The sequence below is a fragment of the Proteiniphilum propionicum genome, assembly GCF_022267555.1.
Taxonomy (GTDB): Bacteria; Bacteroidota; Bacteroidia; order Bacteroidales; family Dysgonomonadaceae; genus Proteiniphilum; species Proteiniphilum propionicum.
Map to the genome: position 1 here is coordinate 1,250,745 of NZ_CP073586.1, position 24,352 is coordinate 1,275,096.

The 24,352-nt window shown below is 40.7% G+C and carries 29 protein-coding genes, 2 tRNA genes and 1 pseudogene; 25 read left to right on the plus strand and 7 right to left on the minus strand.

All coding sequences use genetic code 11. The features are described 5' to 3' along the window. Positions 1-13 precede the first annotated feature (13 nt). The 5 genes from KDN43_RS04840 (at position 14) to KDN43_RS04860 (ending at position 4,588) form a co-directional block, all read left to right on the plus strand. Complete coding sequence (locus tag KDN43_RS04840) at positions 14-1,672, plus strand: S8 family serine peptidase (RefSeq protein ID WP_238868551.1); 1,659 nt, start codon at positions 14-16, stop codon at positions 1,670-1,672. Continuing rightward, positions 1,669-2,946, plus strand: coding sequence for an exodeoxyribonuclease VII large subunit (xseA, locus tag KDN43_RS04845; protein WP_238868552.1), 1,278 nt, complete (start codon positions 1,669-1,671; stop codon positions 2,944-2,946). Before KDN43_RS04840 ends, xseA begins: the two co-directional genes overlap by 4 nt. Positions 2,947-3,110: 164 nt before the next feature. Beyond that, entirely contained in the window at positions 3,111-3,302 is a 192-nt protein-coding gene (xseB, locus tag KDN43_RS04850) for an exodeoxyribonuclease VII small subunit (protein ID WP_238868553.1), read from the plus strand. Next, a complete protein-coding gene (locus tag KDN43_RS04855) occupies positions 3,299-3,991 on the plus strand; it encodes a 2-C-methyl-D-erythritol 4-phosphate cytidylyltransferase (RefSeq protein WP_238868554.1) in 693 nt (230 codons plus the stop codon). Before xseB ends, KDN43_RS04855 begins: the two co-directional genes overlap by 4 nt. A gap of 123 nt (positions 3,992-4,114) precedes the next feature. After that, positions 4,115-4,588: an Lrp/AsnC family transcriptional regulator gene (locus KDN43_RS04860; RefSeq protein ID WP_238868555.1), complete on the plus strand. Its 474-nt coding sequence runs from the start codon at positions 4,115-4,117 to the stop codon at positions 4,586-4,588. A 302-nt stretch (positions 4,589-4,890) separates the two neighbouring features. Here the strand turns inward: KDN43_RS04860 and KDN43_RS04865 are convergent. After that, a tRNA-Pro gene (locus KDN43_RS04865) sits at positions 4,891-4,964 on the minus strand. A gap of 129 nt (positions 4,965-5,093) precedes the next feature. Here KDN43_RS04865 and KDN43_RS04870 point away from each other — a divergent pair. The 9 genes from KDN43_RS04870 to KDN43_RS04910 all read left to right on the plus strand — a co-directional run bounded on the left by KDN43_RS04870 (position 5,094) and on the right by KDN43_RS04910 (position 11,664). Then, positions 5,094-5,166: transfer RNA gene (locus tag KDN43_RS04870), tRNA-Gly, on the plus strand. A 160-nt stretch (positions 5,167-5,326) separates the two neighbouring features. After that, positions 5,327-5,752 (plus strand): hypothetical protein, encoded by a 426-nt coding sequence (locus KDN43_RS04875; RefSeq protein WP_045088815.1) that lies wholly within the window; start codon positions 5,327-5,329, stop codon positions 5,750-5,752. Between the two features lie 310 nt (positions 5,753-6,062). Then, complete coding sequence (locus KDN43_RS04880) at positions 6,063-6,404, plus strand: helix-turn-helix domain-containing protein (protein ID WP_071135748.1); 342 nt, start codon at positions 6,063-6,065, stop codon at positions 6,402-6,404. A 4-nt stretch (positions 6,405-6,408) separates the two neighbouring features. Further along, the gene (locus tag KDN43_RS04885; RefSeq protein ID WP_238868556.1) at positions 6,409-7,599 is read left to right on the plus strand and encodes a primase-helicase family protein; all 1,191 of its coding nucleotides are present in this window, start codon (positions 6,409-6,411) and stop codon (positions 7,597-7,599) included. A 203-nt stretch (positions 7,600-7,802) separates the two neighbouring features. Next, positions 7,803-8,741, plus strand: coding sequence for a toprim domain-containing protein (locus KDN43_RS04890; RefSeq protein WP_238868557.1), 939 nt, complete (start codon positions 7,803-7,805; stop codon positions 8,739-8,741). A gap of 149 nt (positions 8,742-8,890) precedes the next feature. Further along, entirely contained in the window at positions 8,891-9,244 is a 354-nt protein-coding gene (locus KDN43_RS04895) for a MobC family plasmid mobilization relaxosome protein (protein ID WP_313379803.1), read from the plus strand. Beyond that, a complete protein-coding gene (locus tag KDN43_RS04900; protein ID WP_238868559.1) occupies positions 9,234-10,151 on the plus strand; it encodes a relaxase/mobilization nuclease domain-containing protein in 918 nt (305 codons plus the stop codon). The genes KDN43_RS04895 and KDN43_RS04900 overlap by 11 nt, the downstream gene beginning before the upstream one ends. A 125-nt stretch (positions 10,152-10,276) precedes the next feature. Then, on the plus strand, positions 10,277-10,822 hold the full coding sequence (locus KDN43_RS04905; protein ID WP_052673052.1) for a hypothetical protein: 546 nt from the start codon (positions 10,277-10,279) through the stop codon (positions 10,820-10,822). 83 nt (positions 10,823-10,905) lie between these two features. After that, on the plus strand, positions 10,906-11,664 hold the full coding sequence (locus KDN43_RS04910) for a HesA/MoeB/ThiF family protein (RefSeq protein ID WP_045088821.1): 759 nt from the start codon (positions 10,906-10,908) through the stop codon (positions 11,662-11,664). Between the two features lie 54 nt (positions 11,665-11,718). Here the strand turns inward: KDN43_RS04910 and KDN43_RS04915 are convergent, their stop codons facing one another. Continuing rightward, positions 11,719-12,477, minus strand: coding sequence for a response regulator transcription factor (locus KDN43_RS04915; RefSeq protein WP_045088822.1), 759 nt, complete (start codon positions 12,475-12,477; stop codon positions 11,719-11,721). 130 nt (positions 12,478-12,607) lie between these two features. Here KDN43_RS04915 and KDN43_RS04920 point away from each other — a divergent pair, with 130 nt between their 5' ends. The 8 genes from KDN43_RS04920 to KDN43_RS04955 all read left to right on the plus strand — a co-directional run bounded on the left by KDN43_RS04920 (position 12,608) and on the right by KDN43_RS04955 (position 17,189). Next, complete coding sequence (locus KDN43_RS04920) at positions 12,608-13,255, plus strand: hypothetical protein (protein WP_045088823.1); 648 nt, start codon at positions 12,608-12,610, stop codon at positions 13,253-13,255. A gap of 339 nt (positions 13,256-13,594) precedes the next feature. After that, positions 13,595-14,131 (plus strand): hypothetical protein, encoded by a 537-nt coding sequence (locus KDN43_RS04925; RefSeq protein ID WP_238868560.1) that lies wholly within the window; start codon positions 13,595-13,597, stop codon positions 14,129-14,131. Positions 14,132-14,187: 56 nt separating this feature from the next. Further along, on the plus strand, positions 14,188-14,493 hold the full coding sequence (locus KDN43_RS04930; RefSeq protein ID WP_238868561.1) for a transposase: 306 nt from the start codon (positions 14,188-14,190) through the stop codon (positions 14,491-14,493). Positions 14,494-14,543: 50 nt separating this feature from the next. Then, positions 14,544-15,299: an IS3 family transposase gene (locus KDN43_RS04935; protein WP_238869404.1), complete on the plus strand. Its 756-nt coding sequence runs from the start codon at positions 14,544-14,546 to the stop codon at positions 15,297-15,299. Further along, entirely contained in the window at positions 15,283-15,429 is a 147-nt protein-coding gene (locus KDN43_RS04940; RefSeq protein WP_238868562.1) for a hypothetical protein, read from the plus strand. Before KDN43_RS04935 ends, KDN43_RS04940 begins: the two co-directional genes overlap by 17 nt. Before the next feature lie 71 nt (positions 15,430-15,500). Beyond that, positions 15,501-15,704, plus strand: a complete 204-nt coding sequence (locus tag KDN43_RS04945) for a hypothetical protein (RefSeq protein WP_238868563.1) — start codon at positions 15,501-15,503, stop codon at positions 15,702-15,704. 183 nt (positions 15,705-15,887) lie between these two features. Beyond that, complete coding sequence (locus KDN43_RS04950) at positions 15,888-16,379, plus strand: hypothetical protein (protein ID WP_053826873.1); 492 nt, start codon at positions 15,888-15,890, stop codon at positions 16,377-16,379. A 147-nt stretch (positions 16,380-16,526) separates the two neighbouring features. Further along, positions 16,527-17,189, plus strand: coding sequence for a hypothetical protein (locus tag KDN43_RS04955; protein ID WP_045088828.1), 663 nt, complete (start codon positions 16,527-16,529; stop codon positions 17,187-17,189). Between the two features lie 211 nt (positions 17,190-17,400). Here the strand turns inward: KDN43_RS04955 and KDN43_RS04960 are convergent, their stop codons facing one another. Continuing rightward, a complete protein-coding gene (locus tag KDN43_RS04960; RefSeq protein ID WP_045088829.1) occupies positions 17,401-18,822 on the minus strand; it encodes a phage integrase SAM-like domain-containing protein in 1,422 nt (473 codons plus the stop codon). 606 nt (positions 18,823-19,428) lie between these two features. On the opposite strand from KDN43_RS04960, the gene KDN43_RS04965 reads away from it, so the two are divergent. From KDN43_RS04965 to KDN43_RS04975, 3 genes are all read left to right on the plus strand, one after another. Next, entirely contained in the window at positions 19,429-20,142 is a 714-nt protein-coding gene (locus KDN43_RS04965) for a hypothetical protein (RefSeq protein WP_238868564.1), read from the plus strand. Between the two features lie 522 nt (positions 20,143-20,664). After that, positions 20,665-21,003, plus strand: coding sequence for a hypothetical protein (locus tag KDN43_RS04970; RefSeq protein WP_238868565.1), 339 nt, complete (start codon positions 20,665-20,667; stop codon positions 21,001-21,003). Positions 21,004-21,019: 16 nt separating this feature from the next. Next, positions 21,020-21,781: a FecR family protein gene (locus KDN43_RS04975; protein WP_238868566.1), complete on the plus strand. Its 762-nt coding sequence runs from the start codon at positions 21,020-21,022 to the stop codon at positions 21,779-21,781. Positions 21,782-22,231: 450 nt separating this feature from the next. Here KDN43_RS04975 and KDN43_RS04980 read toward each other — a convergent pair whose 3' ends face one another. The 4 genes and pseudogenes from KDN43_RS04980 to KDN43_RS04995 all read right to left on the minus strand — a co-directional run bounded on the left by KDN43_RS04980 (position 22,232) and on the right by KDN43_RS04995 (position 24,347). Next, positions 22,232-23,149: a permease gene (locus KDN43_RS04980; protein WP_238868567.1), complete on the minus strand. Its 918-nt coding sequence runs from the start codon at positions 23,147-23,149 to the stop codon at positions 22,232-22,234. 66 nt (positions 23,150-23,215) lie between these two features. Then, a complete protein-coding gene (locus tag KDN43_RS04985; protein WP_256448721.1) occupies positions 23,216-23,434 on the minus strand; it encodes an ATP-binding protein in 219 nt (72 codons plus the stop codon). Between the two features lie 212 nt (positions 23,435-23,646). Then, positions 23,647-23,892, minus strand: a pseudogene (locus KDN43_RS04990) (arsenic resistance protein); the annotation flags it as partial. Continuing rightward, positions 23,892-24,347 (minus strand): arsenate reductase ArsC, encoded by a 456-nt coding sequence (locus tag KDN43_RS04995; RefSeq protein ID WP_238868568.1) that lies wholly within the window; start codon positions 24,345-24,347, stop codon positions 23,892-23,894. The gene KDN43_RS04995 and the pseudogene KDN43_RS04990, both read right to left, overlap by 1 nt. Positions 24,348-24,352 lie beyond the last annotated feature (5 nt).

A 24,352-nucleotide genomic window follows, 5' to 3' on the forward strand; every position in this document is an offset into this window, starting at 1 on the left:
AAAGTATTGACCGATGAGATATTATTACATACTGTTTCTGCTTCTTTTCTCTTTTTCATCTTTTGGCGGGATACTTTCCGGTCCCCAGTTTTATAAGTTTCGAATTTACCTTAAAGATAAAGGGAAAATAGAGTTCTCTGCTGATGATCCTTTGAAGTTCCTTTCTGAAAGGGCAGTTGAAAGGAAGAAAAAAGAGAATGTAAAGATCGATGAAACCGATTTTCCAATCTCCCGTGAATATTTTTCATTGATGGAAAAAGCGGGCGGGGAGGTTGTTTCATACAGCAAATGGTTTAGAACGCTAATTGTACAAACAGATGACAGTGCCAGAATTAATGATATAAGCTCACTCCCGTTTGTCGATTCCGTGAAATATGTCTGGAGGGGAACCTGTAATAATTATAAACTTAATGCTGCCCGCCCCCGTTTAAAGGAGGTTCACTGCGAGGAGGAGAAGTCATCTGATTCATTTCTCGGGCTGACTGAACCTCAGTTCACCCTGCATAATGCTCAAACACTTGCTTGTGCAGGATTCAGGGGAAAGGGTATAATGGTTGGCGTTATTGATGCAGGATTTACCAATTTCGATGTAATCCCATGTTTTGAGACAGTTAATTTGAATGGATTTATGAGCTTTGTGCCGGGAGGCGACATATTTTCATCAAGCGATCATGGCACTAAGGTGGTTTCAGCTATGGCACTTAATAAGCCTGGAGTGATGATGGGATCGGCGCCAGATGCTTCATACTGGCTTCTGTGCTCTGAAGATGTCTCCAGTGAATTTCCCGTGGAGGAGGATTATTGGGTGCGTGCCATTGAGTTTGCAGACAGCCTGGGGTTGGATGTTATCAATACATCACTGGGCTATTATCAGTTCGATGATAGCGGGTTGGACTATACACATGCTGATCTTACGGGGGGCGTTTCTTTGATGTCTCAGGCAGCCGCAATGGCTTTCGATAAGGGGATGGTTCTTGTGGTAAGTGCGGGGAACGAAGGTAACAAGCCCTGGCAAAAATCCACACCCCCTGGAGATGCAAGAAATGTACTTGCAGTGGGAGCCGTGGGGACAGATAGCATTATTGCTTCGTTCAGTTCGCGCGGGTTCATGGAGGATGGGCGCATAAAACCTGACCTTGTCTCTGTGGGAAAAGGTACTGTTACTGTGGGACATGATGGTTCCTTCGGAAGGACTAATGGAACATCTCTCTCTTCTCCTTTTCTGGCGGGGCTGATAGCTTCGCTGTGGTCGGTAAACCCTGAATTGCACCGTACCGAACTGATAGATATTGTTAAAAAATCTTCAGACAGATATCTTTCTCCCGATTCTGTTTACGGACAGGGAATTCCGGATTTCAGGAAAGGGATGTCAGAGGTGTTGAAGACTTTGGAAATGCAACCAGGAAAGGTAGAAAAAAATGGATGGAGCATTCAACCTGACAGTACGGGGAACTATTGGGTTACACTTCTTGATCCAGCCTTTTCTTTAGACGACTATTCCTTTCGGTTGCTGGATGAATCTGGAAAATTTATTTCCGGATATTCTTTCAATGAGAGTAATACTGCTTTTGTTCCACTCTCAAAAGATATAAGAGATAATAATCGGGCTCTCTATTTTGTTGTTGATGAGCCGTTTGCGAAACGTACATATAAAATAAAGCTTCAGCTATGATAGAATCTTCTTTCTCGTTATCTGAACTCAATCGCCGGGTAAAGTATGCTATTAGAAATCAACTGCCGGATAGCTATTGGGTAAGGGCAGAGACTAGCGATGTGCGCCGTAACCAAAACGGGCACTGCTATCTGGAGTTTGTGGAAAAAGATGCAACAACGCAATCTATCATAGCAAAAGCACGAGGAGTGATTTGGTCGAATGTGTTCCAGATGTTGTCACTATATTTTGAAAAAGAAACGGGTCAGCAGTTCACATCGGGGCTGAATGTACTGGCAAGGGTGTCGGTTGAGTTTCACGAACTTTACGGATACTCACTGTCGGTTGTTGATATTGACCCTTCGTTCACAGTGGGGGAGATAGCACGTAACCGGCGGCTTGTACTTAATAAACTAAAAGAGGAGGGGGTTTTAACTCTTAACAAGGAGCTAACGATGGCTGAACTTTCAAACCGGATAGCTGTAATCTCTTCACCTACTGCTGCCGGTTACGAAGATTTCAGGGACCAACTCTTGAAAAATCAGGGAGGATTTGCGTTTTACACTAAACTGTTTCCTGCAATCATGCAGGGAGAGAGGAGTGAGGCTTCTATTATTGCTGCTCTGGAGAGAGTGTTTAAGTACAGAAATCTGTTCGATGCCGTCGCAATAATAAGGGGTGGTGGAGCTGCCTCCGATCTGAGTTGTTTCGACTCTTATCTGTTGGCTACAAACGTTGCCCAGTTCCCTCTTCCTGTAGTAAGTGGTATAGGACACGAAAGAGATGTCACAGTGCTTGATGTTGTTGCTCATACTCGTGCAAAAACACCTACTGCCGTTGCCGAGTTTTTCATTGGACACCTTTCAAAAACGGCAACACATCTTATTGATATGGAAAAAAGGATGATAACCGTCAGCGAATCGGTGATGGTAAAAGAGAGATCAGACCTGTTCTCGCTTTCTAAAGATGTGGTACATAAATCAGTCCTTATGTTGCAAAAAGAAGTTTCAAGAGTGATGCAGATGTCGGCAACGATGAAGCATTCTCTTCGGCAATTGCTGCAGGCCCAGTATCATTTTGTTGATACAAGGGAGCATTTTGTCCGGGCTGTGTCTCCGGAAAATGTGCTTAAACGGGGATATACACTTACCGTGAAGAATGGGAAAATTGTTACATCTATGCGTGATATTGCTGTAGACGATATAATTGAAACCCGTTTTAAAGATGGATTTTCTACATCGTTAGTCTCCAAATTGGAGGTGTACAATGAAAATGTAAAGCGAAACCGTTTATAGAAATAGTAATTTCAGTAATAGTTCGGTAAATAGATACTCAACGCTGCATAAATAATTGACTATGAGTGACATGCATTGAGCTTATGTCTTCAGTAAATCAACTGATAACGGTAGTCCGCAACAAGAGGTACCGAAGTGTTGTTAAGAAAAACATAAATAGTTAAATGGAGAAATTGACTTATACTCAGGCCAAAAAAGAACTCGAGACAATTGTCTTGGCCATTGAATCGGGAGAGTTGGATGTGGATGCCCTCACCGATAAGGTGAAAAGGGCGTCGGAACTGATTGCTTTTTGTAAGGAAAAGCTGACCAGGACAGATAAGGAACTGCAAAAAATATTGGATGATATCGAATGACCCCTGAAAAGAAGTATAGTGTGATCATTGTAGCCGGCGGAAAGGGGATTCGTGCCGGTGGAGAGCTGCCTAAACAGTTCATTTTGATAGGAGGAAAACCGGTTTTGATGCATTCCATACAGGCTTTTCATGATTACAGCGACAAGATGCGTATTGTGGTTGTTCTTCCAGATGGATTCCAAGCTCTATGGAAAGAGCTTTGTAACAAGTATCAGTTTATAGTGCCTCATATCTTAACCACTGGTGGGGATACAAGGTTTCACTCAGTAAAAAAAGGATTAAAATTTATTTCGGAGGATGAGACTGTAGGTGTGCATGATGCAGCCCGCCCTTTTATAACGCCTGGACTAATCAGACGTTGTTTCGATGCGTCCTGCCGATACAGTTGCGGGGTTGTTCCCGTAGTGGATGAGGTGAACAGTGTTCGTGTACTTTCAGAAAAAGGAAGCCGTATCTTCGACCGGAAGCTGCTCAAAATAGTGCAAACTCCTCAGGTGTTCCCGGCACAAGTGTTGAAAAAAGCATACGAAACTAGTTTTGACCCAGCCTTTACCGACGATGCATCCGTAGCCGAAAAATATGGACTGAAAATTATGCTGACTGATGGGGAAGAGTCCAATATAAAAATTACCACTCCTTTCGATATAGTGATAGCTGAGCATTATCTAAATTATTTGGCAAAACGATAGCATTAATGCTTTTTCTTCAGAAATCCGTATAAAATGAGCGTTTTTTTAAAATTGTCTTTCCATTTTGTCAAAAACTCATAGAAATTTATTACTTTTGACGATATAATGTAGATTAAATTTACTATGGAAAAAATTGACAAGCTAGACAGACAAATACTGGAGATTATTTCACAAAACGCCCGAATTCCATTCAGAGATGTAGCTGAACAATGCGGGGTCTCGCGTGCAGCAATACATCAGCGGGTTCAGCGAATGATAGAAAACGGCGTCATCACCGGGTCGGGATATCATGTAAACCCTAAAGTGCTTGGATATGCATCGAGTGCATATATCGGGGTGAAACTGGAAAAAGGCTCTATGTACAAAAACGTTATCCCCGAGTTTGACAAGATTCCCGAGGTTACGGAGTGTCATTTCACCACGGGGCCATATACCCTGCTTGTAAAGCTCTATGCCCGCGATAACGAACATCTGATGGATTTACTGAATAACCGTATTCAGGAGATTCCCGGCGTGGTGGCAACAGAGACCATGATTTCGTTGAGCCAGGGTGTAAAACGCGAGATCCCTATTATGAAGGGAAGTGCAAAAGAGTAGGAGATTTTTGTATCGGTTATCATGCAAAACAATTTAATCGGAGAACCGGTATGAAGGATGCCTGCTGCCATGTATGCTATGTTGAACTGAAAAATATTCAATAATAATAACAGTATGGAAAAAAGTTCGACAAAACATGTTTTTCATTAATTATATGCTGAATATTTTTCTCCGAAGCCAGATAGCCTTTACCGCTGATTGTCTGGTGCCTAAATAAATACTTACCGAAGTATTGTAGTAGCAGAAGTATCCGTAAAAGAAAAAAAGACGAAAGCCTGAAACTTCCGTCTTTATTATGTAAGTCGGGATGAGGTGACTCGAACACCCGACCTCCACGTCCCGAACGTGGCGCGCTAGCCAACTGTGCTACATCCCGATGATTTTTATCTATCTTCATAGACGCCGCAAAGGTAAATAATTTTTCCCTATATTATGAGAAAAACAATAAAAAATGATCTTTGATGGCACATTGAATGGAAAAAAGTTTTAATTTTGCATTCACAATGCGGCAATAGCTCAGTCGGTAGAGCATTAGCTTCCCAAGCTGAGGGTCGCGAGTTCGAGTCTCGTTTGCCGCTCGTTCATCATCAAGCACTTATCGGTTTATTCCGGTAGGTGCTTTTTTCTTATAACAAACAAATAACAAACATGCGCCCAGAAAAACAATGAAAAGAAAAACAACGTTATCTACTGAAATCGAATAATAAATAGTATGTTTGCTATTCAAAATCATGGATTATGGCACGTCCCCGCAAATATACCTTTCCCCTTTCCGATCTGAGAGGATTTGAAGATGTAAGGCTGGAACTTAAATCCAACCCTGAACTTGATGGTCTTGATATTGAAAACGCAGTTATAACCCTGAAGCAACGTAAGCAGTCATATACCGCACAGCCTGAAAACCTTAAAAGAGCCCTTGTATCACTTGAACGATATATTTCCCGAAACGGTATCACCGAACCGGTCGAGTTGAGCAAGCGTGAAATGAGCGATATATTATGCATTTCCCGTCCGACCGTTGATAAGTGGATCGATGCGGAGATTATCAAGGCAGAAATCCCTGAAACTGCAAGTGACAAGTTCAGCAGCATTCAGTATTATCCGCATATCTTTACTACCCGATCCATATTGCAGGGATTGAAAAAGTTGGTAGATAAATTATAGTTATACAGTATCTTATAACTGTTGCCACCTCTCATTTCCAGATACTCCCCCTTTCTATTTATATTTATTTAACCGAAAATAATTACCACTTTACGTTTGGCATCGAGTGGCTTCGACTGTCTCCGGATTGACTTATATAGTTGTTAAAAGGTAAAGTTTAATCCTTATTATTACTTTACATTTGTCTATGAATGGCATCGAGTTACTTCGAATAAAGACATTTGTAAACCGATTTTGTGATTTGATTTTCAGTAATATACGACTTTACTTTGTGCGATGGATTTCTATTTATAATTTAAAAGAAAACGTAATGGAGAAAATTATTATCACAACACCCGACGAATTGAAAGCGCTGGTAAAGGAGGCGGTACACGGGTTGCTACCGGCACCGGCAGAACAAAAGAACGATACGGATGCCGCCAACCTTGTGGAGATACTCGCCTTCCTGAAAGAAAACGGTTATCCCACATCCAGAGGGAAGATGTACAAGCTCACTTCCGCAGGAGATATCCCGCACCGGATGTATAACGGCAAACTTGTCTTTTCACGGAAAGAGGTACTGAAATGGGCTGCAAGCCAGACACGAAACCGACATGACTATAGTGAAATCACCCGAACCGTTGCCCGTAGCGCACGCAGGAAAATGAAATGAGGTCATGGGAAATAAAAGAGAATATATCCGTGTCGGGACAACCCTGTACAAGAATGTAAGGCGACCACTGATCAGTGGCGATTTTATCGAGGAGAAGATTGTCTGGAGCTATGAAGCACTACGGCAGGATTACGGGAAAAACAGTCTCCCCGAAATCGGGAAATACGACGGCTTTTGCATCATACCCAGTCATATAGACTACCGGCAGGTATATGGAACTTTCCTCAACCAATACGAACCTATTGGCCATACACCATGCGAGGATGATTTTCCTTATATTCGGCTATTTCTGGAACACATTTTCGAGGAACAGATAGAGTTGGGATTTGACTATATCCAACTATTGTATGTCCGTCCGACACAAATGCTGCCCATCCTCTTACTCGTTTCCAATGAAAGGGAAACAGGCAAGACAACGTTCCTGAAATTCCTGAAAGCATTATTCGGGAAGAATGCCACATTCAACACGAACGAGGATTTTAAAAGCCAGTTCAATGCCGACTGGGCAAACCGGCTGTTGATCCTTGTTGATGAGTTGCTGTTGAACAGGATGGAGGATACCGAGAAGATAAAGAACCTGTCAACAGCCGGAGATTACAAGATTGAAGCCAAGGGGAAAGACCGTCGTGAGATCGAGTTCTTTGCCAAGTTCGTACTCTGTTCCAATAATGAAAAGAACCCGATTATCATCCCGAGGGAAGAAATCCGTTTCTGGGTTCGTAAAGTCAAACCGGTCGAAAAGGATATAACTTCCCTGAAAGAGTTGATGACGAGGGAAATACCCTTTTTCCTTCATTTTCTGAAGAACCGAAAGCTATCCACCCAAAACGAATCCCGCATGTGGTTCAAGCCCTCGTTGCTTGAAACCCCTGCCCTGAATAAGATAAAGAAATACAATTCGAGCAAGGTCGAGATTGAAATGGCCGCCTATTGTGCAGAGGTCATGGAGCGGCTCAACCTGACCAGAATCTATTGTTGTCCGAAAGATCTCCTTGATGTCGTACGGAATGCAGGATTGAAGGCAGACCTTCCTCAAATCCGGAACATTCTAAAGGATAACTGGAAGCTTCGTTCGGATCATAACAGTGACTATACATTTTATAGTATCGGCCTTAGCGGGGAGATAAGTTCACTGGATAGAAAAGGACGGTATCTGGAGGTAGGGAAAAGCGTGATCGATAAAATCTTGTTGTAATGTTTTCCTTTCATCGTTAATTGATTAATAATCAATGAAAACAAAATGACAACAATAGCACAACAACCGTACCACAAAATAGGGATTGTCGGGAACAACCGGCAACGGAAATGATATTTGTTGTGGATATGTTGGTGTTGTAATTTATTGTGATACAATAGGTATTGATTAAAAAACAACAAAACAACAGAAAAAATAGAAATATGAATACGGACAATATAAAAAACATACAAATAAGGGATTACCTGAAAAGTCGAGGATTTAACCCCGCAAAGGAATATTCCGGTTATGGAATGTACAGGAGCCCATTCAGGGATGAGAGTACACCGAGCCTCAAAGTCGATTATGCCAAAAATCTATGGTACGACTTCGGAAGCGATGAGGGAGGGAGCATCATCGACCTGGTGATGAAGATGGACGGATACACTTTTAATGACGCCATCGAACATCTAAGGGAACAGCCGTTCATACCCGTGGAGGAACAACTATCCCTTTCCTTTCACCGGAATCCTGAAAGGAACAGCGGGATCACCCTGATGGAAGATAAACCGCTGGAACATCCCCGGCTGTTGGAGTACCTGCAAATCCGGAAGATCAATGCGGATATCGCACTGGAACAATGCAGGGAGATACACTACAGCGCAGCAGGAAACATCTACTATGCCATCGGCTTTGCCAACGATGCCGGAGGCTATGAACTACGCAACCCGGCATTCAAGGGATGCATCGCCCCCAAGGATATCACCCGTATCCGGCAGGAAAGCGGAAAGGAAAGCTGTTTCGTTTTCGAGGGATTTATGGACTACCTTTCCCTACTTACCATACGCAAGCAGCTCAATCCCGAATATCCAAGTTCGAACCGGCATGACAGTATCATTCTCAACTCGACGGCAAACCAGCAGAAAGCATTACCGCTATTAGCGGACTACCAACAGATACATTGTTTCTTTGACAATGACAAGGCAGGGATGACCGTTTTCAGGAAACTGCAAAAGGAACTGGGTTGCCGTGTGCGGAATTCCTCGCACCATTATTCGGGGTACAAGGACTTGAATGAATACTTGTGCGCAGGGGCACATTTGAAACACAGCCGATCCCCTAAGCAGCCAGTCCAAAAACCAAAAAGGGGATTAGGAATTTAATGCGGCAAAAAATGGGATACCTTATGTTTCCGGGAGTAGCAAGTTTATGTTTTGGTAGTACCAAAACCCGCTTGCTCCCCGAAAAGGGAGAAGAAATCCCGATGGTCTGGAATGAAATCATAATGAAAAATGACATTGAAAACTAAAGTATGAACACGATAAAAAGGGGAGGGAGACCCGCCAAGAAACTGGGAGAGAAACGCAGGTACACCGTCAGCGTGAAACTCGACACGAGGGAGTATTTCTCGCTAAGGACAAAGGCAAACAGTGCGGGGATCAGCACGAGTGAATTTATCCGGCAGTCCATATCTGGGAGCATGATCCGTCCACGGATGACACCCGAAATGAACGACCATATCCGCAAACTGTCAGGGATGGGAAATAACCTGAACCAGATCGCGAGGAGAGCGAATGCCGAGGGGTACGCCAATGCAAGGGGAGAATACCTCCGTCTGGCAGTCAAGATCGACGACCTGATAGAAGCTTTACGCAATGATGGCTAAGATCACACAGGGAAGTTCTTTTAAAGGTGTGGTGAAATACGTCATCGATGAAAGGAAAGATATGCAGATACTCGCAGCGGACGGGTTACGCCTGAAAAACCTGAATACCGTCATCGACGGCTTTGTAACGCAGGCAGGCATGAACGGCAGGGTATCGAAACCGGTCGGACATATATCCCTCGATTTTTCAGCACAGGATAAGGACAAGATAACTAACCAAATGATGGTGAAGATCGCACACGATTATATGCAGCGCATGGGAATCACCGGCACGCAATATATCATTGCCAGGCATTTCGACAAGGAACACCCGCACATCCATCTTGTCTTTAATCGGGTTGACAATAACGGCAAGACCATATCCGACAGTAACGACCGTTACCGGAGCGAGAAGATCTGCAAGGAATTGACGCACAAGTACGGATTATACTATTCCACGGGCAAGGAGAATGTGAAGCAACACCGCCTGCGTGAGCCGGACAAGACCAGATACGAGATATACGAAGCCCTTAAAACTTCCGTCCCGAGGTGCAGGGACTGGAAACAATTGATAAGAGAACTTGAAAGATCAGGAATCAGGACGGAATTCAAGACCAAAGGCAATACCACCACCGTGGAGGGAGTAAAATTCAGAAAGGGAGGGTACACGTTCAACGGCTCGAAAGTGGACAGGATGTTCAGTTACTCGAAAATCGACTACCAATTAAAACAGAACGTCCGACAGTCCATGCGGCAGGATCAGGCACAATCGATATCGGCAACGGTACACAACAGTACAGAATCCATAGTATCGGGATTGGGAGGACTGTTCGACATCCGGCCTGCAAGCGGGCATGATGACGATCAGGCATACCTGTACCAGCAACCGAAAAAAAAGAAGAAACGCAGGTACGGCCGGCAGATGTAGTCTACATAATGCAGTCAATATCTCAATAAGTCATGGCATCATGATCTCATTAAATAGTACTTCAATGCATAAATGCAAGGGTGCAATAAAATATCAAGGTAATAACACAATAACACATTAAAGAAATGAAGAATAAAGACGTAAACGAGATATACACGCTTTTCGAGGAAATCAGGGAGATTGTAAAGGCAGGGAACAGTAATAGCGCTCCCACCCAACCCGAAATACTCGGCTTGTCGGCCATCGACGAGTTATCCGGTAAACTGGATGAAGCCATCAGAGAAATCCGCAAACCGGTTAGGACTGAATACCACCATATTTTCAGTATCGCTTCCAGTAAGGTATTTTACGGGATGATCGGGTTATGTATCATGTGCCTAATTTTATTTTTCATCGTATTCTACCAGCAGAAAGAAATCACTACCTGCAAGGACAACGATTTAAAGTACCGTTACGTCCAGATGCAGGGAGAAATCACCCCTGCAGGTGTAAACGATCTCGACAGTATTTTCGAGAACCGGAGGGATAGCGTGAGAATGATCCGTAAACTGGTGAAACAGCACGAAAAAGCAGTTATCGAAAAAACCAGAAGGTTGGAAAGGGCAAGGCTGAAAGAACTGGAAGCAGAGCAGTTGAGACAGGATGTGGAAAATTTCAAACACAAAAAATAAATTTCACAGCGATCAAAAAACACACTTTTGTGTGTTGTGTACACTATTTTTCTTCACGACCTTTGTTGCAAAAATAAGACAATATGGAAGAAAGATACAGTAGGAACCGAATTTATGTCCGCCCGGAAGAACAGCAACTCCTCAAGCATTTCCGCATCCTGCTGGGTGGTGCAGGTATCGGCAGTATTATAGCCGAGTGCGCATTGCGGTTCGGATTTGAAACCATTACCATCGTGGATGGCGACGTGGTGGAAGAATCAAACCTCAACCGCCAGAATTACCGGATGCAGGATATAGGTAAACCCAAAGCCGAAGCTTTGAAAGAGCATTTATTGAGTATCAATCCAAATGCTGACATTACGGCAATAAATACATTCATCGATGCCGGCAATGTGGAAGAACTGGTTAAAGAACAAGATGTTGCCATAAACGCATTGGATTTCCAGTCGGATATCCCGTTTGTTTTTGATGAATGGTGCCAGAAGTATAATGTCCCGGTCATACACCCCTATAATCTCGGTTGGGGCGGATTGGCATTTGTGGTGGAGCCTACAGGCCCGCAACTGAAAGACTTTACCGATAAATGGGAGAACTTTGAAGTACAGCTTATAGAGCGCATTGTGAATTACTTTAAACTCTGGGTACAACCCAAGCCGTGGATTGAAAAAATCATCACCCAATACAAAAATGAAAAAAGTATACTTCCGCCACCGCAACTTCCTATCGCTTCGTGGATAGCCGCCGGATTGTGCACCAACCTGTTGTTTTGCATTGCCACGGGGCAAAAGACAAAACGCTATCCAAAATTTTATCTGTCATCCATTATAGATGACAGGAATTAAACAGGGGAGACAAGTAAAGGTATTGTAAAGCTTCGAGCTCCACTTTGAATTATACTATATCAGCCTGTGGTGAATGGCAAAACCAAGGGCTTCGGTTATGTTACCCACGTTTAATTTCTCAAACAGTAACCGTTTATACCCCTTGATGGTATCGACCGACTTATGGATCTGTTCAGAAATTTCGTTCATCGTGCAGCCTTGTGCGGATAACCGGAGCACCTCTTTTTCATAATCCTTCAGTTCTACACCCGCATATTTGACCCATTTTTTATTTTCCGGATGATACCTCCAGCGCGAATTACAACCCTGACGGGAAATCTCGATATTACCGGCTTTCGTCTGTGAGGAGAGGGATACCGAGCATAACGCCAACCATATCCTGCCGTCCCTTGTCAAATGTAGCGGTGTGATTTCATGGTGGACAAGCATAGCCTTGCCTGACGGTTGTTTCATATGGAAATCGTAACCAAGCGTATATTCCAGCCGGTTCACAGGCGGAACAGACTCCGAGAACAAAAAACCTGCCCGGTTGATTTCCAGTAGAAGTGGCAGGTCTGCATCCGTCACACGTTCAAGATAAAAATCGTATCCCATATCCCTGACCTTTCCGGCAGGCATACCACAAAGGAATAAAGGGTTTTCAGACACATACAGGAAGTTTTTCCTGAAATAGTCAATGACGTAAATACTTACATAAGTAGTTCGTGAGAACGCATCCAAAAACTGAATATACCTTTCCATGGGTGCATAGTCCTCATCAGGGACAAAAAGAATTTCATTCTCCTGAATGAAAAAATCCTCTTTTTTAGCCATACAACACTCCTTTTAATAAAAACAGACGGATCTTACATCCGGAACTTAAGAAACACACTTTTGTGTCATTCCCTTTTGCCCCGACAACTGTACTTTTGTGTCCGTAAATATAAAAAAATAAATCTAAATAATGGATAAATTCATTACATTTTACGACAAATATACCATCTGGCAATTGTCGGAGGATAGTTTGCATGAACTTGCCGGATTTGTGGTGCGGGAAAACTACAAGCATCATTCCAATAGCCGGCCCAATATTCATTTCGATGCAGAAGTCGAAGCAGTATATCGGGAAGAAGTGCGTTATTTTAACCATTCACGGATATTTGTAGCAAAAAATAGTGAGAATAACATTATAGGAGCCATCCGCCTGATGCTGTGGGATGGGAGAGAAACACTGCCCATACAGTCTTTATTCGGCATTCAATGCCTAAACGATATTTCACCCGATGATAGTTGTTCTGCAATTTGGCATATAGGACGATTGGCAGTCAATACCGATATCGGCCGTCATGGATTGTTACTGTTCAAATCGCTGTTGCTCTATGCCATGTACCCGATTTGCAACAGAAAGAAAGGGATTGTGTTTGCAGAATGTGATAGCAAACTGCTGCGAACAATGAAACTAATGGGTATTCGGGTGCATAGCCTTGGCAATGGGATCGAATACCTCGGTTCGGAAACGATCCCCGTTTATTCCACATATGATGACCTTGTCGGTTTTTTTCGTGAGAACCAATCTTTCTACGGTATCAATCAAGCCAGTGTAGTTGCTTGAAATACAATTGTAAGGAACAACCAAGTGTCATTACGACGGCTTTTTTGGATCAGAATTGAAAAATATTCCGTAAAACCAAATGTTTTTTGCCCAAAGGAAAAAACACACAAAAGTGTGTATTTCGATAGTGTATGCCAAAAACACACTTTTGTGTATAGTAAATGGAAAAACAAGGGTATAATTTTGCATCAGTAAAGCAAAAAAATGAATTAATCAACAGATTTTTATAGTGCGCAATATGGAAAGAAGGTTGTTAAGATAGTTCATTGACAAATATTTATTCATACCCTGAGTACTTGAATACAATATGTACGGTATGGGGACAAAAAAATTACAATTATGAGAACAATTCTTTTTACATTGCTGGCATTAACATGCATGCTACTATCCTCTTGTAATAATGAGTTGGATGAACAACAAGTAGCGATCACCGATGAAACTAATACAGTTTTTAGGCAATCGGATGGAATTCTTATGTTTGATAATGAAGCAGCATTTTTAGAAGCTGTCGAAAAAGTGAGAAATAATGAAGTTGGAACTGCCTCTTTTACCCGTTCTGCTTCCGGGGAAGAATTTATTTCTTTATTTAGAGAATTTGATCAGGCTATGACTGAAGCAGACGATTATTACCAACGTGAGGGAGGATATGAAGAATTTAAGGTGAAATTCCCCAATCTGTATTATCCTGAATACGAAGAAGATTATGCAGCGTTCCTGCCAGTAAGTGACGAGGCTATTGCAAAGCTATTAAATCAGCAAGGTAAAGTTATAATAGCTGGAAAAGAGATAGATATGCGTGATGTTTTTTCTTATGAAAAAATTCAAGAATTAGGATTAGGTATGCCCGAAAATGTAAATGTTTATAATACTCCCTAAAAATCATACCACTGGTTAAGCTTAATAAAAATGATTAAATTTGACCAATGATTAAAATGATGAAAACAAGGAAGAAACACAGTGCAGCTTTCAAGGCACAGGTTGCGATAGAGGCAATCAAGGAAGCGGAAACACTTAGCGAGCTGGCCAAGCGGTTCGATGTGCATCCACAAATGATCTCCAACTGGAAACGGGAGTTCCTATCCCGAGGAGCAGAGATATTCTCAACCAAGGCTCCCGACGAGGAAGCCGCCAAACGGGAGAAAGAATTGTATGAGAAAATCGGCCGTCTGGAAGTAGAGGTGGATTTTTGCAAGAGGGCCTCAGAACAATTGGGGATACTGAAGTCCTCAAAGAAATAGTATCCCCGAGAAATGATTTGAGTCAACGACGCCAGTGTGAACTACTCGGATTGAATCGCAGCATGCAGTATTACAAGCCTGCCGGGGAGGATCCCGCAAACCTTGAACTGATGCGCCTGATGGACGAAGAATACATGGAACATCCTACAAAAGGCGTTTTGGGGATGGTTGATTTCCTGCGTGCATTGGGTATCCTGACAGGCCCAAAACGTGTCCGCCGATTGCTTCGTAAAATGGGCATCATGGCCATTTATCCGAAACGGAACCTGAGTAAGTTGGGGTTGACCAAATACATTCAGCCGTACAGACTTAGAGGTCTTGAGGTCACGCACTCGAATCATGTATGGTGTATCGATATCACGTACATACCAATGGCAAAAGGATTCCTTTACTTGACGGCTATCATTGATGTATATAGCCGGTATATTGTTGGCTGGGACATTCACAATACGCTGGATGCCGAAAACAGCCTGAATGTACTTCGTAAAGCAATCACCGTGCATGGCAAGCCGGAGATTGTAAACTCTGACCAGGGATCTCAATTTACGTGTCCAGGATGGATAGCGTATCTTGAAAGCCAAGAGATCACCATCAGCATGGATGGGAAAGGCAGGGCACTTGACAACGTCTGGATAGAACGCTTCTGGCATACACTCAAACAAGAATATGTCTATATTTGTCCAGCCGTGAACGGCAAGATGCTGCGAAAGGGGTTGACCAGGTTCATCAACTATTACAACAACCGGCGACAGCATCAAAGCCTTGATAGAAAAACGCCCTTTTCCTGGTATGAGTATGCAGCCTGATTCGTTTCCATTGCAAACAAAGGTAGTGCCTGCCCCGGAACCTGTCAAGGCTGTGACAAGCGACCTGAAGGTCGGCCTTGACAGAACCCGTTCCAGGCACAAAGAGTGGTTTACAATGACAACGAACTAAACTTAAAAACGAGACCTAGTGGTCTGACAAATGGGGAGTAAAATAAAATTTGGAAACCCGGGCCAAGCCAAGTGAAAGTTTTTGATAGTGGTGTTGAATTTGAAGTTGAATACAATTCAAATTTAGGACTGGTTGGAAGTGCCCTTAAAACTTTAGCAAAAAATGTCAAGAATAAAGCTCCTAATGTGGAATCTGCATTTGTTTACGCATATACAACAACTGATTCCGGCGGTGAAGTAAAAGGTATGATTCTTAAAAAGACAAAAGACAAGTAATAGAATCATAGTAAAATATTATATTTAAATTTTATATCCGGCGTGAGTGTTTATTTGCTTGCGCCGGATTAAAAGTAAAATAATCAAAATAATACGAATATATAAATGGAAACGAAGAAACTACTTTTTAGATACTTTTTATTTTGCTCCCTTTTTATTACAAACACTTTGTATTCACAAGAGTTGCAAACAGTATCCAGAATAGGATTGGGAATAAATGGACTTGATCTGGCGGTTGAGTTACCCATAGCGAAAAAAATAACCATTGAACCGAGCATTGGTCTTGGGCCAAGTTATGATTTCGGTGAAGGTGAAGCCCTTACGTTCAGGATGGATTGGCATTGGACATTATTGAATCCGAGCGTACATTTAGGAGTAAATGGCAAGTTTATTTATAACCATAAAAGTGAACCGAAATTATTCAATTCGGGAAACTTTATCGGTTTAAAAGTGAAATATGTATCAAAACCATTAACTGATGAGATACATTATTTGACCAATACATTGCTAACAAATCTGAATTGGGGAGGACAGCGAAATATTGGAAGACATTGGATTTTCAGTTATTCGTTAGGAGCAGGATACGGCTACAACCTCGATGAACCGTATGGTTTATTCTATCCGGCTTTCGATCTCAAATTTGCCTATGTATTGCCCTACGGAAGAAGCAATTAAAATTTAACTATAGCAAACAAAATACTAAATAGTCTCTTAGCTAATAAATTAATGTTTTCACAATTATAATTAGTATGAGGGACTATTATTTTACTAATTGTTTCTTTCTGCAAAAATAGAAGAACAAATAATGATACAAATATCGGCATGAAACGTATAATATTTTGTACTTTGGTTTTGGTTATGTTTTTTCTTAATTCAGTTTATTTGAATGCGCAAATCCAAAAAACTTTAGGTATGGATGGCGGTTTTTACTTTAATTCCAGTAACATAGCATATCATTTTTCGTTGACTTATAGCCTTCAATTCAATCAGTATTTTGGAATTTCTGCTGGAACTATGTTCCTTTCCGTTCCATTGGATATTGCTGGATGGTCGGATAGTTCAAGAAATAGCAGCTATTATTTTGATGAAGATAATATTAAACGTTTCAATCTGTTTTTTTCTACTTTTTATTCACGACCACTTTTCCAATCTACAGGTGTTTACACGAATTGGTCGGTTTCATTCGAACCAATTCCATATGAGTATATATCATTAGAGAAACGGATGAACAATGATATACTATCCGAGAATGTAGGTAAATACCAATTTACTGGATTTTCACCCGGTACATTTTTAGAAATGGGCTTAGTTCAATATTTAAATAGAGATAATAATGGATTAAGGCTATCCCTCGGGTTTGGTTATGGCTGGTATGATATGTATGCCGGTTATAATAGAGCTATTATTGATGGACAAAGAATATCGACATATATTCCTAATAATAATCTTTATAAAAGGATAAGTCTAAAGTTAATTGGACTTTAGACGATTAATGACTTAAAAATAAATGTAATTACACTTTCTAAATTCTAACGCGCTCATACCATATTTTCATTAAACAAATAGTTGGGATAATGTTTTCATTTAGCGAAGGTGCCTAAAATATCACATTTTACAACCAGTTCGGTGTTATACAGGAATTGGTTTCCTTATCTTTGAAATTAACAGACACAGTCTGTCATATTTCGGGAAACGATCATCCGGTTACAGACAATAGACTTATCGTATTATATTTTTTGTTTGGGTTTAATAGTTTAGAATTCACCTCTCTCCTTTTTTTGGGGGATGGATTATTATAGCCGGCGGTTACATTCTTTCCAGTACTATGGCCAACCATTTGTTTAACGAAAATCTCACTAATATACATTTCGCTTGTAAGATGAGTTACGTAGCTGTTACGGGTATAGGCGGTCGATAAATTCCGGTCTATCCCTAATTGTGCTGCTATTACTTTTAATGAATTATTTATTGGGTTTAATGCCAGTTGAATAGCGTCTTTTATCTTTCTTTCGTTTTGATCTACTCGTTCGATGCCGTTAAGAAATGGAAAGATATATCCATTCTGTTCTTTATTGCCGTGTCGGTTAATTATTTCTACCATTGGAGGTAGTAGCGGAGCGCAAATAGGCTCTGGATTTTTTTTCTTTTTTGTATCTCTGGTTTTCTTACGATGAAATACAATCTCTTGGGATGCTCCGTCGATGTCTTTGTATTGCAACCTGCATAGATCACCGAAATTTAGTCCGTTACAATAGAACATGAATATGAAAATATCCCTTGCAACCATCAATCCTTGATTGTCAGTCTCAAAATCCTCTATTTTCCAAATGTCCTCAATGTCTAAAGCGATAGATTTTCTCCCACCTTCCGGAATAGAATATTTATTCTTGCCCTCTCCAAATGGATAGCGAGTTCCGCTTAAATAAGGGTCTTCTCCATTGTTTATTATTGCCCTAAGTGTTCTCATATAAATCCCGATAGTAGCGTATTCTATACCGGTCGCACTCCAAAAGTCTTCGCAGTCAGATAAAAATTTCACCGTGATATCGTCAAATTTAATATCAGCGATGACGTTTAAAACATCCTTACCTTTTGTCTTATGCTTTTTACTTACACATTCTTCAATAAATAGTTGTTTGGCTATTTTACTTTTGATTTTTCTGTAATACTGAAAACGTATAAGAGCGTTTAATGTGGTTCTGTATATTGTTGCATTCCCGACCTTGAAGGTGTTGTTTAAAGTGTTTATTTTGGCCGTAAACGCATCATTTACGGTTAAGATATCCGACTTGCCTAATTTGTGATCGAGTGCTGCAAAAGAGAAATTGTCTGCAGTCTCTTTAACTGCGGGTTTAAGAATATCATCAAAATATTTTTGTATGTCGTCTTTATGCTCTCTTAGATGTGCCGCTTTAGTCTTAAAATTAAAATCAGCTTCCTCTGAAGCTTCAAATAATTCCCAGTCCTCACGATCTAATACTTTTCCTGTAGAGTAGTAGTCGCTATCTCTTTTATATGTTACACGCCACCGTAGTGGGCATTCATTTTCGGGATTTTTATTCCTTATATCTCGAACAAGTTTAACGGTTATACCGTTATTGGAATAGTAGAATTTCATATCAGTATATTTTTAGATTGTATTCGATATATAACAAACAATCATAACAAACAAATAACAAACAAAAGTAGCAAAAATATACAAATAGAAGAAATAGGAAAGAGTTAATAATTTATTATATATGCTGTTAAACAGGTATTTATGAATTATTTGAAAATAGAGAAAAAATACAGAAATAACTGTTTAAAAGCTTCCCAAGCTGAGGGTCGCGAGTTCGAATCTCGTTTGCCGCTCACTTAAAATCAGACACTTACCGGTTTGCCCTGGTAAGTGTCTTTCTTTTTGGGTAAACAATGGGTAAACAAAGCATGATAAAAAGACAAAAATATCCAAATAATAATAAACTCTTGGTTCAATTTTACAAATATCTCACCCAAGCAAATACCACAAAACTAAAGATGATCTGTTTTTAAATTAGTTTCCCCCCCCACTCACTAACCACAACAAAACCACCCCTGTCCCAATTTTGTCAATCGATATTTTAACTGGCATCTGTTTGCCGATGCAAGATACAGGAAACACCTTAAGAACAACAACCTCAAGACAGAGTTTCTGGAAAATGAAAACGAAATCGATAAATCAATAGCCATCCTGGTTCGGCTGAATATGCTGAATTCAATTTGTCGCGATGAGACATTTATCTACTCATACAATATCATCTTAGAGGATGACACATTTAATAATTATCGAGTATTGTTTTCTTACAAGCTGAAAGAAGAAAACCATTCCACGCCCTACCATATAGAACAAGAGTGTAAAAAGTACAAAGAAGACTATCCAAAAAATATCCTGGCAGATTATTTACTTGATGATGACAATCTCCATTTCTACAACCAAAGAAGATTCGAACTACTTAAAGATGAGGAGTGGTGGTTAAATGCTTTAAATAAAGCGTATGAAATATTCGATAAAGCACGTATTCTGGTAAATGACCCATTTAAAACCCAATATATGGTCAAGAATATTTATTTCGATGATAAAGTGACGGAGAGCACCATAGTTACAATCATAAAAAGACCGGTCGACAATTATTCTTATTATCTGACCGATATACAAAAGAAAAAACTTGAAATGTTATCTGATAATATCGATGTATATGGGAAAGAGAACTTTTTGAAAAGAAATTTTTTATCTAATAAAAAAATTAGTTCTTTTGTCGTAATATTATCAGACTATTTTGATAATACTTCGGTATTTTTTTTAAATAGTTATTATAATTCACTGAATATCAATAGAGTATGGTGCTACTTGAGGATCTGGTATAAATTGTTGACTGTCAGTATTATAAATGAAGTTTTAACGAAGCATTATTTTGAATAATGAACAATAATATCGACATAGAAACATTGGAGGCTTTACGGGATGGTGACCACAAATCCTTTGAAGCTGTTTTTATTGCCTTTCTATAAAAAATGAAAAAGACTTAACTTCCTATTGAGAATTCAATGACTAACTTGTATATATACTTGTATATATAGTAAAAGCCATTGAATGATGAAGAAGTCCTTATTCCTGATTTTTCTATTAGTCCCTTTTATTTCATTTTCTCAAAGCGAGATAGATAATGCCAGAGTTGGAACAATTGACAATAAATCTAATTTGCAGTTCCGGCCAGGAACATTCGATGCTAAAAATCAATTGAATCCATTCATATTTCTATTTGAGAATCGTGTATTAAATCACGGTATAAATGCAGATCAGTTGTTTAATAATTATTTGATGGTTAAAATGATTTTAAATGACTCAACATAAACTTCCCGAATTCAATTTTCACCTTTCAACCAGGGGCTGGTACAACCCGGACTTGGCTACTACAACAATATCGGTATTTCATCCTTATTAATGCCTGTTGACAATTTATTTATTGAAGGTAATGCATTTTTAAGTTTACAAAAAACGCTTTTCACAAGTGAAATATTGTATGGAGTGAGGGGAGTTTTAAGTTATAATTTGACTTATATACTGCAATTTCAATTATGGGGTCAGTATATTTCTCCATCAAAATATACTGATCCAGTAAAAGTAGTAAGCGGACTATATCCCAAGACAAGTGTTGGAGGAGCCGTTATTGCCGAACCTTCAAAGAACGTAAAAATTGGAGCCGGGGTAGAATACCAGCATAATCAGAGAAATCAGAAATGGGAATCCCGATCCGGGGGTAAAGTCGCGTTTGGTTTCTGAATAAAAAAAGATGACAATGGAAAACAAAACCAAAATCTCCGCCATTATTAAACGATTTCTGTCGCAACGTTTTTCTCCATCTACCGAGGAGAGAGTGCAAAGATGGCTTATGAGGGACGAGTATAGTGAAGAGAAAGCAAATGCGTCATTGGAATACTGGAACGAGTTAAAAAACAACGTTGATCCAAACACATATGCGGCTTTGGAACGTGTGAATGTAAAAATTGGCTATATCAAGCGGAAAAGAAATAATTCCATACGTAGAAAAGTAGTCGGGATTGCAGCAGTACTGGTTCCTGTACTTTTAATTGCAGGAGGCTATCTCTATTATGCATATAACAATAATAAACTAACAGAGGTCCAGGCATTATATGGTGAGACAAAACATTTCTTCCTTCCTGATAGTTCCGAAGTCTGGATCAATGCTGGAACGAATTTAAGATATCCAAAGAAATTCAAGACAGGCCAGCGTACTGTTTTTCTTGACGGAGAAGCCTATTTCTTCGTAAGAGAAAATAAAGTTAAACCTTTCACGGTAGAGACACAACAACTTTCTGTAAAAGTACTTGGCACAAAATTCAATGTAAAGGCATACTCCTCGGAAACGAAGACCATCACAACGCTAACAAGCGGTAAAGTGGAAGTGACCACAAATAAAAATGATCACCGGGTTCTTAATCCAAATGAACAATTAGTTTTTGACCATAGTAACGCAACGATAGATGTAACCGAAATTCCAGCAAAGATTTACTCTATACAAGAGGTTTTCCCGACATAGCCTTTGGCACGTCGGGAGAACGGACGGAGAATTACATCCTGCTGCATTTTAATCTTCGCCTTACGGCGACATCGTAGAACACAGGATTTGCGAGATTACGAGGGGTAGTGTATATCCCCCCCCACAATCTCGCAAATCCTCCGTCCGATATACGGTGTTTTAATTGCCTAATGAGGAGTATTAATTTAGGCAAGAAGATATTGAAAAAAGAAAACAAGGGTTATATTACCAACTTAGATATTTAAGCAAAGTGTGAAATATTTAATTAAAAAAAACACCTAACGCCCACCTTCATCCTGATAGTGAACCTGATCATACCGTCAGTTCTATTTCCGGTTATTTGGGACTAAGTAAAATCAGTTATCAAAGAATCAATTAAAAATGTCGCTTAATTTTTTGTCTCAATTAAGTTTGCAAGACCACCTTTCAGATACCTGTCTACCGCTACAGTCAGTAGAATAAATTAAAAACCCATCCCGATATCACGGCGGTAACGAAAATAACGGCAACAATCATCGCGACCATCCTCTTTTTGAAAATTCCGGCAAGCATCGACATTTCAGGAATTGCCATCCCGGCACCGCCGATGATCAGAGCCACAACGGCTCCTATACTCATCCCTTTCTGCATCAATGCTAATCCAATGGGTATTGCAGTTTCAGCTCTGATGTACAGAGGGATACCGATAATCGCGGCAACAGGAACAGCTAATGGATTATCTGCACCTGCAATGCGCATCACAAAATCTTCAGGCAGATAACCGTATATTAAAGCACCAATAGCAACTCCAATAAACAGATAACCGAGTATGGGTTTCATACTGCCCCATGCTCCTTGAAATGCAAGACTGATCTTTTTCTTAAAAGTTCGTCTCTGGGGTTTTGTCCCGGTTTCTTCTTCATCCCCGCATCCACAGGATACTACTTTTTTGTATTGGTTTTTAAGATACCTTACTCCCCTGGTTTTGTCCATGAAATATCCAAAGAATACCGAACAAAGAAATGTTATCACGAAATAAATGACAGCTGCCTTTACGCCTATCATTACGCCTAACATTCCAATGATGATAGGATTCAACAGAGGTGAAGCAATCAGGAACGAAATGGTTGATCCGAAAGGAATCCCTGCATTGATAAAACCCAATGTCATAGGGATGGTTGAACAGGCACAAAAAGGAGTCAACGATCCAATCAGCGCACCCAAAAAGTTTCCTTTCAGTCCTTTACCTGACAGATAGCTTTGAATCTTATCTGCCGGAATGTGCATCAGGATCAATTCGACAATCATACTGATCAGCATGAAAAGAAGAATCAATTCTGCAGAAATAATAAAAAAATACTTTACAGTTTCAATAAAAGTGTTCATCATTGTCAGACAGCGTTTCTAATTTTTAATATGGTTAAGAAAAAATTGTCATCCCCTGATCGAGGATGTTTAGGGAATGACAAACATGGGAGTGTCCCCAAAATAGGTAATTGCCTTTTGCGGGCAATTCTTCTCACAACCGTGACAACCTGTAACGCAACCATCAGGAAAAAGTACAACTGGACGACCGTTATTCAATGTATAAACTCCGTGTTTACACATTTGCCAACACAAAAGACATCCGTCGCATTTAACATTGTTGATGATTGGATACCAGGTTTTACTCATTGATCATGAATTTTGAGTTTGAGGAAAATATCTACGGGTGTTATTGGCAATCCGTACCAGCATCAGCATCATCGGCACCTCCACCAGTACTCCCACCGTGGTGGCCAGTGAGGCACCCGACTCAAGTCCGAAGATCGAGATGGCTACGGCGACCGCCAGGTACTGCCCAGCCAGTTGGTCACCCCGGTAATGAGGATTCCTTTCGGCCTTCAACCCGCGTTCTTCACGCTGTTGAAATCTACCTTCAGCATCATCGGAAAGATCATCAGCCAGATCAGGATGGCGACCGGGATGGAGACATTGGCGTACTCAAACCGATGCAATGTGGCAGGTACGGATGGGATATATTGTCTAATCAGGATACCCGCCATGATGCAGGCGGCCACCCAGATGGTGAGAGTTCGTTCAAAAAAACTAATGCCTTTATTTTTTTCATGATGAGCATTATTTTTTGAGATTAGCAATCGCCATCACAGGAGCATTTGGGCAACTCTTTTTTCAATATCTCTGTGATGTAAAATTCAGCGAAGCGCTGTTTGATCTCATCTCTGATGCGACGAAACTCACTTAGCACAAACGCATCGCTGCCGGTTACCTTTGCCGGGTCCTCGAATCCAATATGTAGGCGCGTCTTTACCTTGCCGGTGAAAATCGGGCAGTTCTCGTTGGCATCACCGCAGACGGTGATTACATAGTCCCATGCTTCGTTGATATAGGTATCTACCTGAGTAGGACGGTTGTTGCTGATATCGAGTCCCGTCTCATTCATCACCTTTATTGCCAGAGGATGCACCTCCGCGGCGGGATGGGTGCCCGCGGAGCGTACTTCCATGTCTGCATTGAACGACTCCAGAAAGGCATGTGCCATCTGGCTGCGGCAGCTGTTGCCGGTACATAAAATCAGTATTTTCATTTTGC

Excerpts from the sequence above, each read along its gene's own strand:
- KDN43_RS04840 (WP_238868551.1), top strand. The coding sequence starts at position 14 with ATGAGATATTATTACATACTGTTTCTGCTTCTTTTCTCTTTTTCATCT.
- xseA (WP_238868552.1), top strand. The coding sequence starts at position 1,669 with ATGATAGAATCTTCTTTCTCGTTATCTGAACTCAATCGCCGGGTAAAG.
- xseB (WP_238868553.1), top strand. The coding sequence starts at position 3,111 with ATGGAGAAATTGACTTATACTCAGGCCAAAAAAGAACTCGAGACAATT.
- KDN43_RS04855 (WP_238868554.1), top strand. The coding sequence starts at position 3,299 with ATGACCCCTGAAAAGAAGTATAGTGTGATCATTGTAGCCGGCGGAAAG.
- KDN43_RS04860 (WP_238868555.1), top strand. The coding sequence starts at position 4,115 with ATGGAAAAAATTGACAAGCTAGACAGACAAATACTGGAGATTATTTCA.
- KDN43_RS04875 (WP_045088815.1), top strand. The coding sequence starts at position 5,327 with ATGGCACGTCCCCGCAAATATACCTTTCCCCTTTCCGATCTGAGAGGA.
- KDN43_RS04880 (WP_071135748.1), top strand. The coding sequence starts at position 6,063 with ATGGAGAAAATTATTATCACAACACCCGACGAATTGAAAGCGCTGGTA.
- KDN43_RS04885 (WP_238868556.1), top strand. The coding sequence starts at position 6,409 with ATGGGAAATAAAAGAGAATATATCCGTGTCGGGACAACCCTGTACAAG.
- KDN43_RS04890 (WP_238868557.1), top strand. The coding sequence starts at position 7,803 with ATGAATACGGACAATATAAAAAACATACAAATAAGGGATTACCTGAAA.
- KDN43_RS04895 (WP_313379803.1), top strand. The coding sequence starts at position 8,891 with ATGAACACGATAAAAAGGGGAGGGAGACCCGCCAAGAAACTGGGAGAG.
- KDN43_RS04900 (WP_238868559.1), top strand. The coding sequence starts at position 9,234 with ATGATGGCTAAGATCACACAGGGAAGTTCTTTTAAAGGTGTGGTGAAA.
- KDN43_RS04905 (WP_052673052.1), top strand. The coding sequence starts at position 10,277 with ATGAAGAATAAAGACGTAAACGAGATATACACGCTTTTCGAGGAAATC.
- KDN43_RS04910 (WP_045088821.1), top strand. The coding sequence starts at position 10,906 with ATGGAAGAAAGATACAGTAGGAACCGAATTTATGTCCGCCCGGAAGAA.
- KDN43_RS04915 (WP_045088822.1), bottom strand. The coding sequence starts at position 12,477 with ATGGCTAAAAAAGAGGATTTTTTCATTCAGGAGAATGAAATTCTTTTT.
- KDN43_RS04920 (WP_045088823.1), top strand. The coding sequence starts at position 12,608 with ATGGATAAATTCATTACATTTTACGACAAATATACCATCTGGCAATTG.
- KDN43_RS04925 (WP_238868560.1), top strand. The coding sequence starts at position 13,595 with ATGAGAACAATTCTTTTTACATTGCTGGCATTAACATGCATGCTACTA.
- KDN43_RS04930 (WP_238868561.1), top strand. The coding sequence starts at position 14,188 with ATGATGAAAACAAGGAAGAAACACAGTGCAGCTTTCAAGGCACAGGTT.
- KDN43_RS04940 (WP_238868562.1), top strand. The coding sequence starts at position 15,283 with ATGAGTATGCAGCCTGATTCGTTTCCATTGCAAACAAAGGTAGTGCCT.
- KDN43_RS04955 (WP_045088828.1), top strand. The coding sequence starts at position 16,527 with ATGAAACGTATAATATTTTGTACTTTGGTTTTGGTTATGTTTTTTCTT.
- KDN43_RS04960 (WP_045088829.1), bottom strand. The coding sequence starts at position 18,822 with ATGAAATTCTACTATTCCAATAACGGTATAACCGTTAAACTTGTTCGA.
- KDN43_RS04965 (WP_238868564.1), top strand. The coding sequence starts at position 19,429 with ATGCTGAATTCAATTTGTCGCGATGAGACATTTATCTACTCATACAAT.
- KDN43_RS04970 (WP_238868565.1), top strand. The coding sequence starts at position 20,665 with ATGCCTGTTGACAATTTATTTATTGAAGGTAATGCATTTTTAAGTTTA.
- KDN43_RS04975 (WP_238868566.1), top strand. The coding sequence starts at position 21,020 with ATGGAAAACAAAACCAAAATCTCCGCCATTATTAAACGATTTCTGTCG.
- KDN43_RS04980 (WP_238868567.1), bottom strand. The coding sequence starts at position 23,149 with ATGATGAACACTTTTATTGAAACTGTAAAGTATTTTTTTATTATTTCT.
- KDN43_RS04985 (WP_256448721.1), bottom strand. The coding sequence starts at position 23,434 with ATGAGTAAAACCTGGTATCCAATCATCAACAATGTTAAATGCGACGGA.
- KDN43_RS04995 (WP_238868568.1), bottom strand. The coding sequence starts at position 24,347 with ATGAAAATACTGATTTTATGTACCGGCAACAGCTGCCGCAGCCAGATG.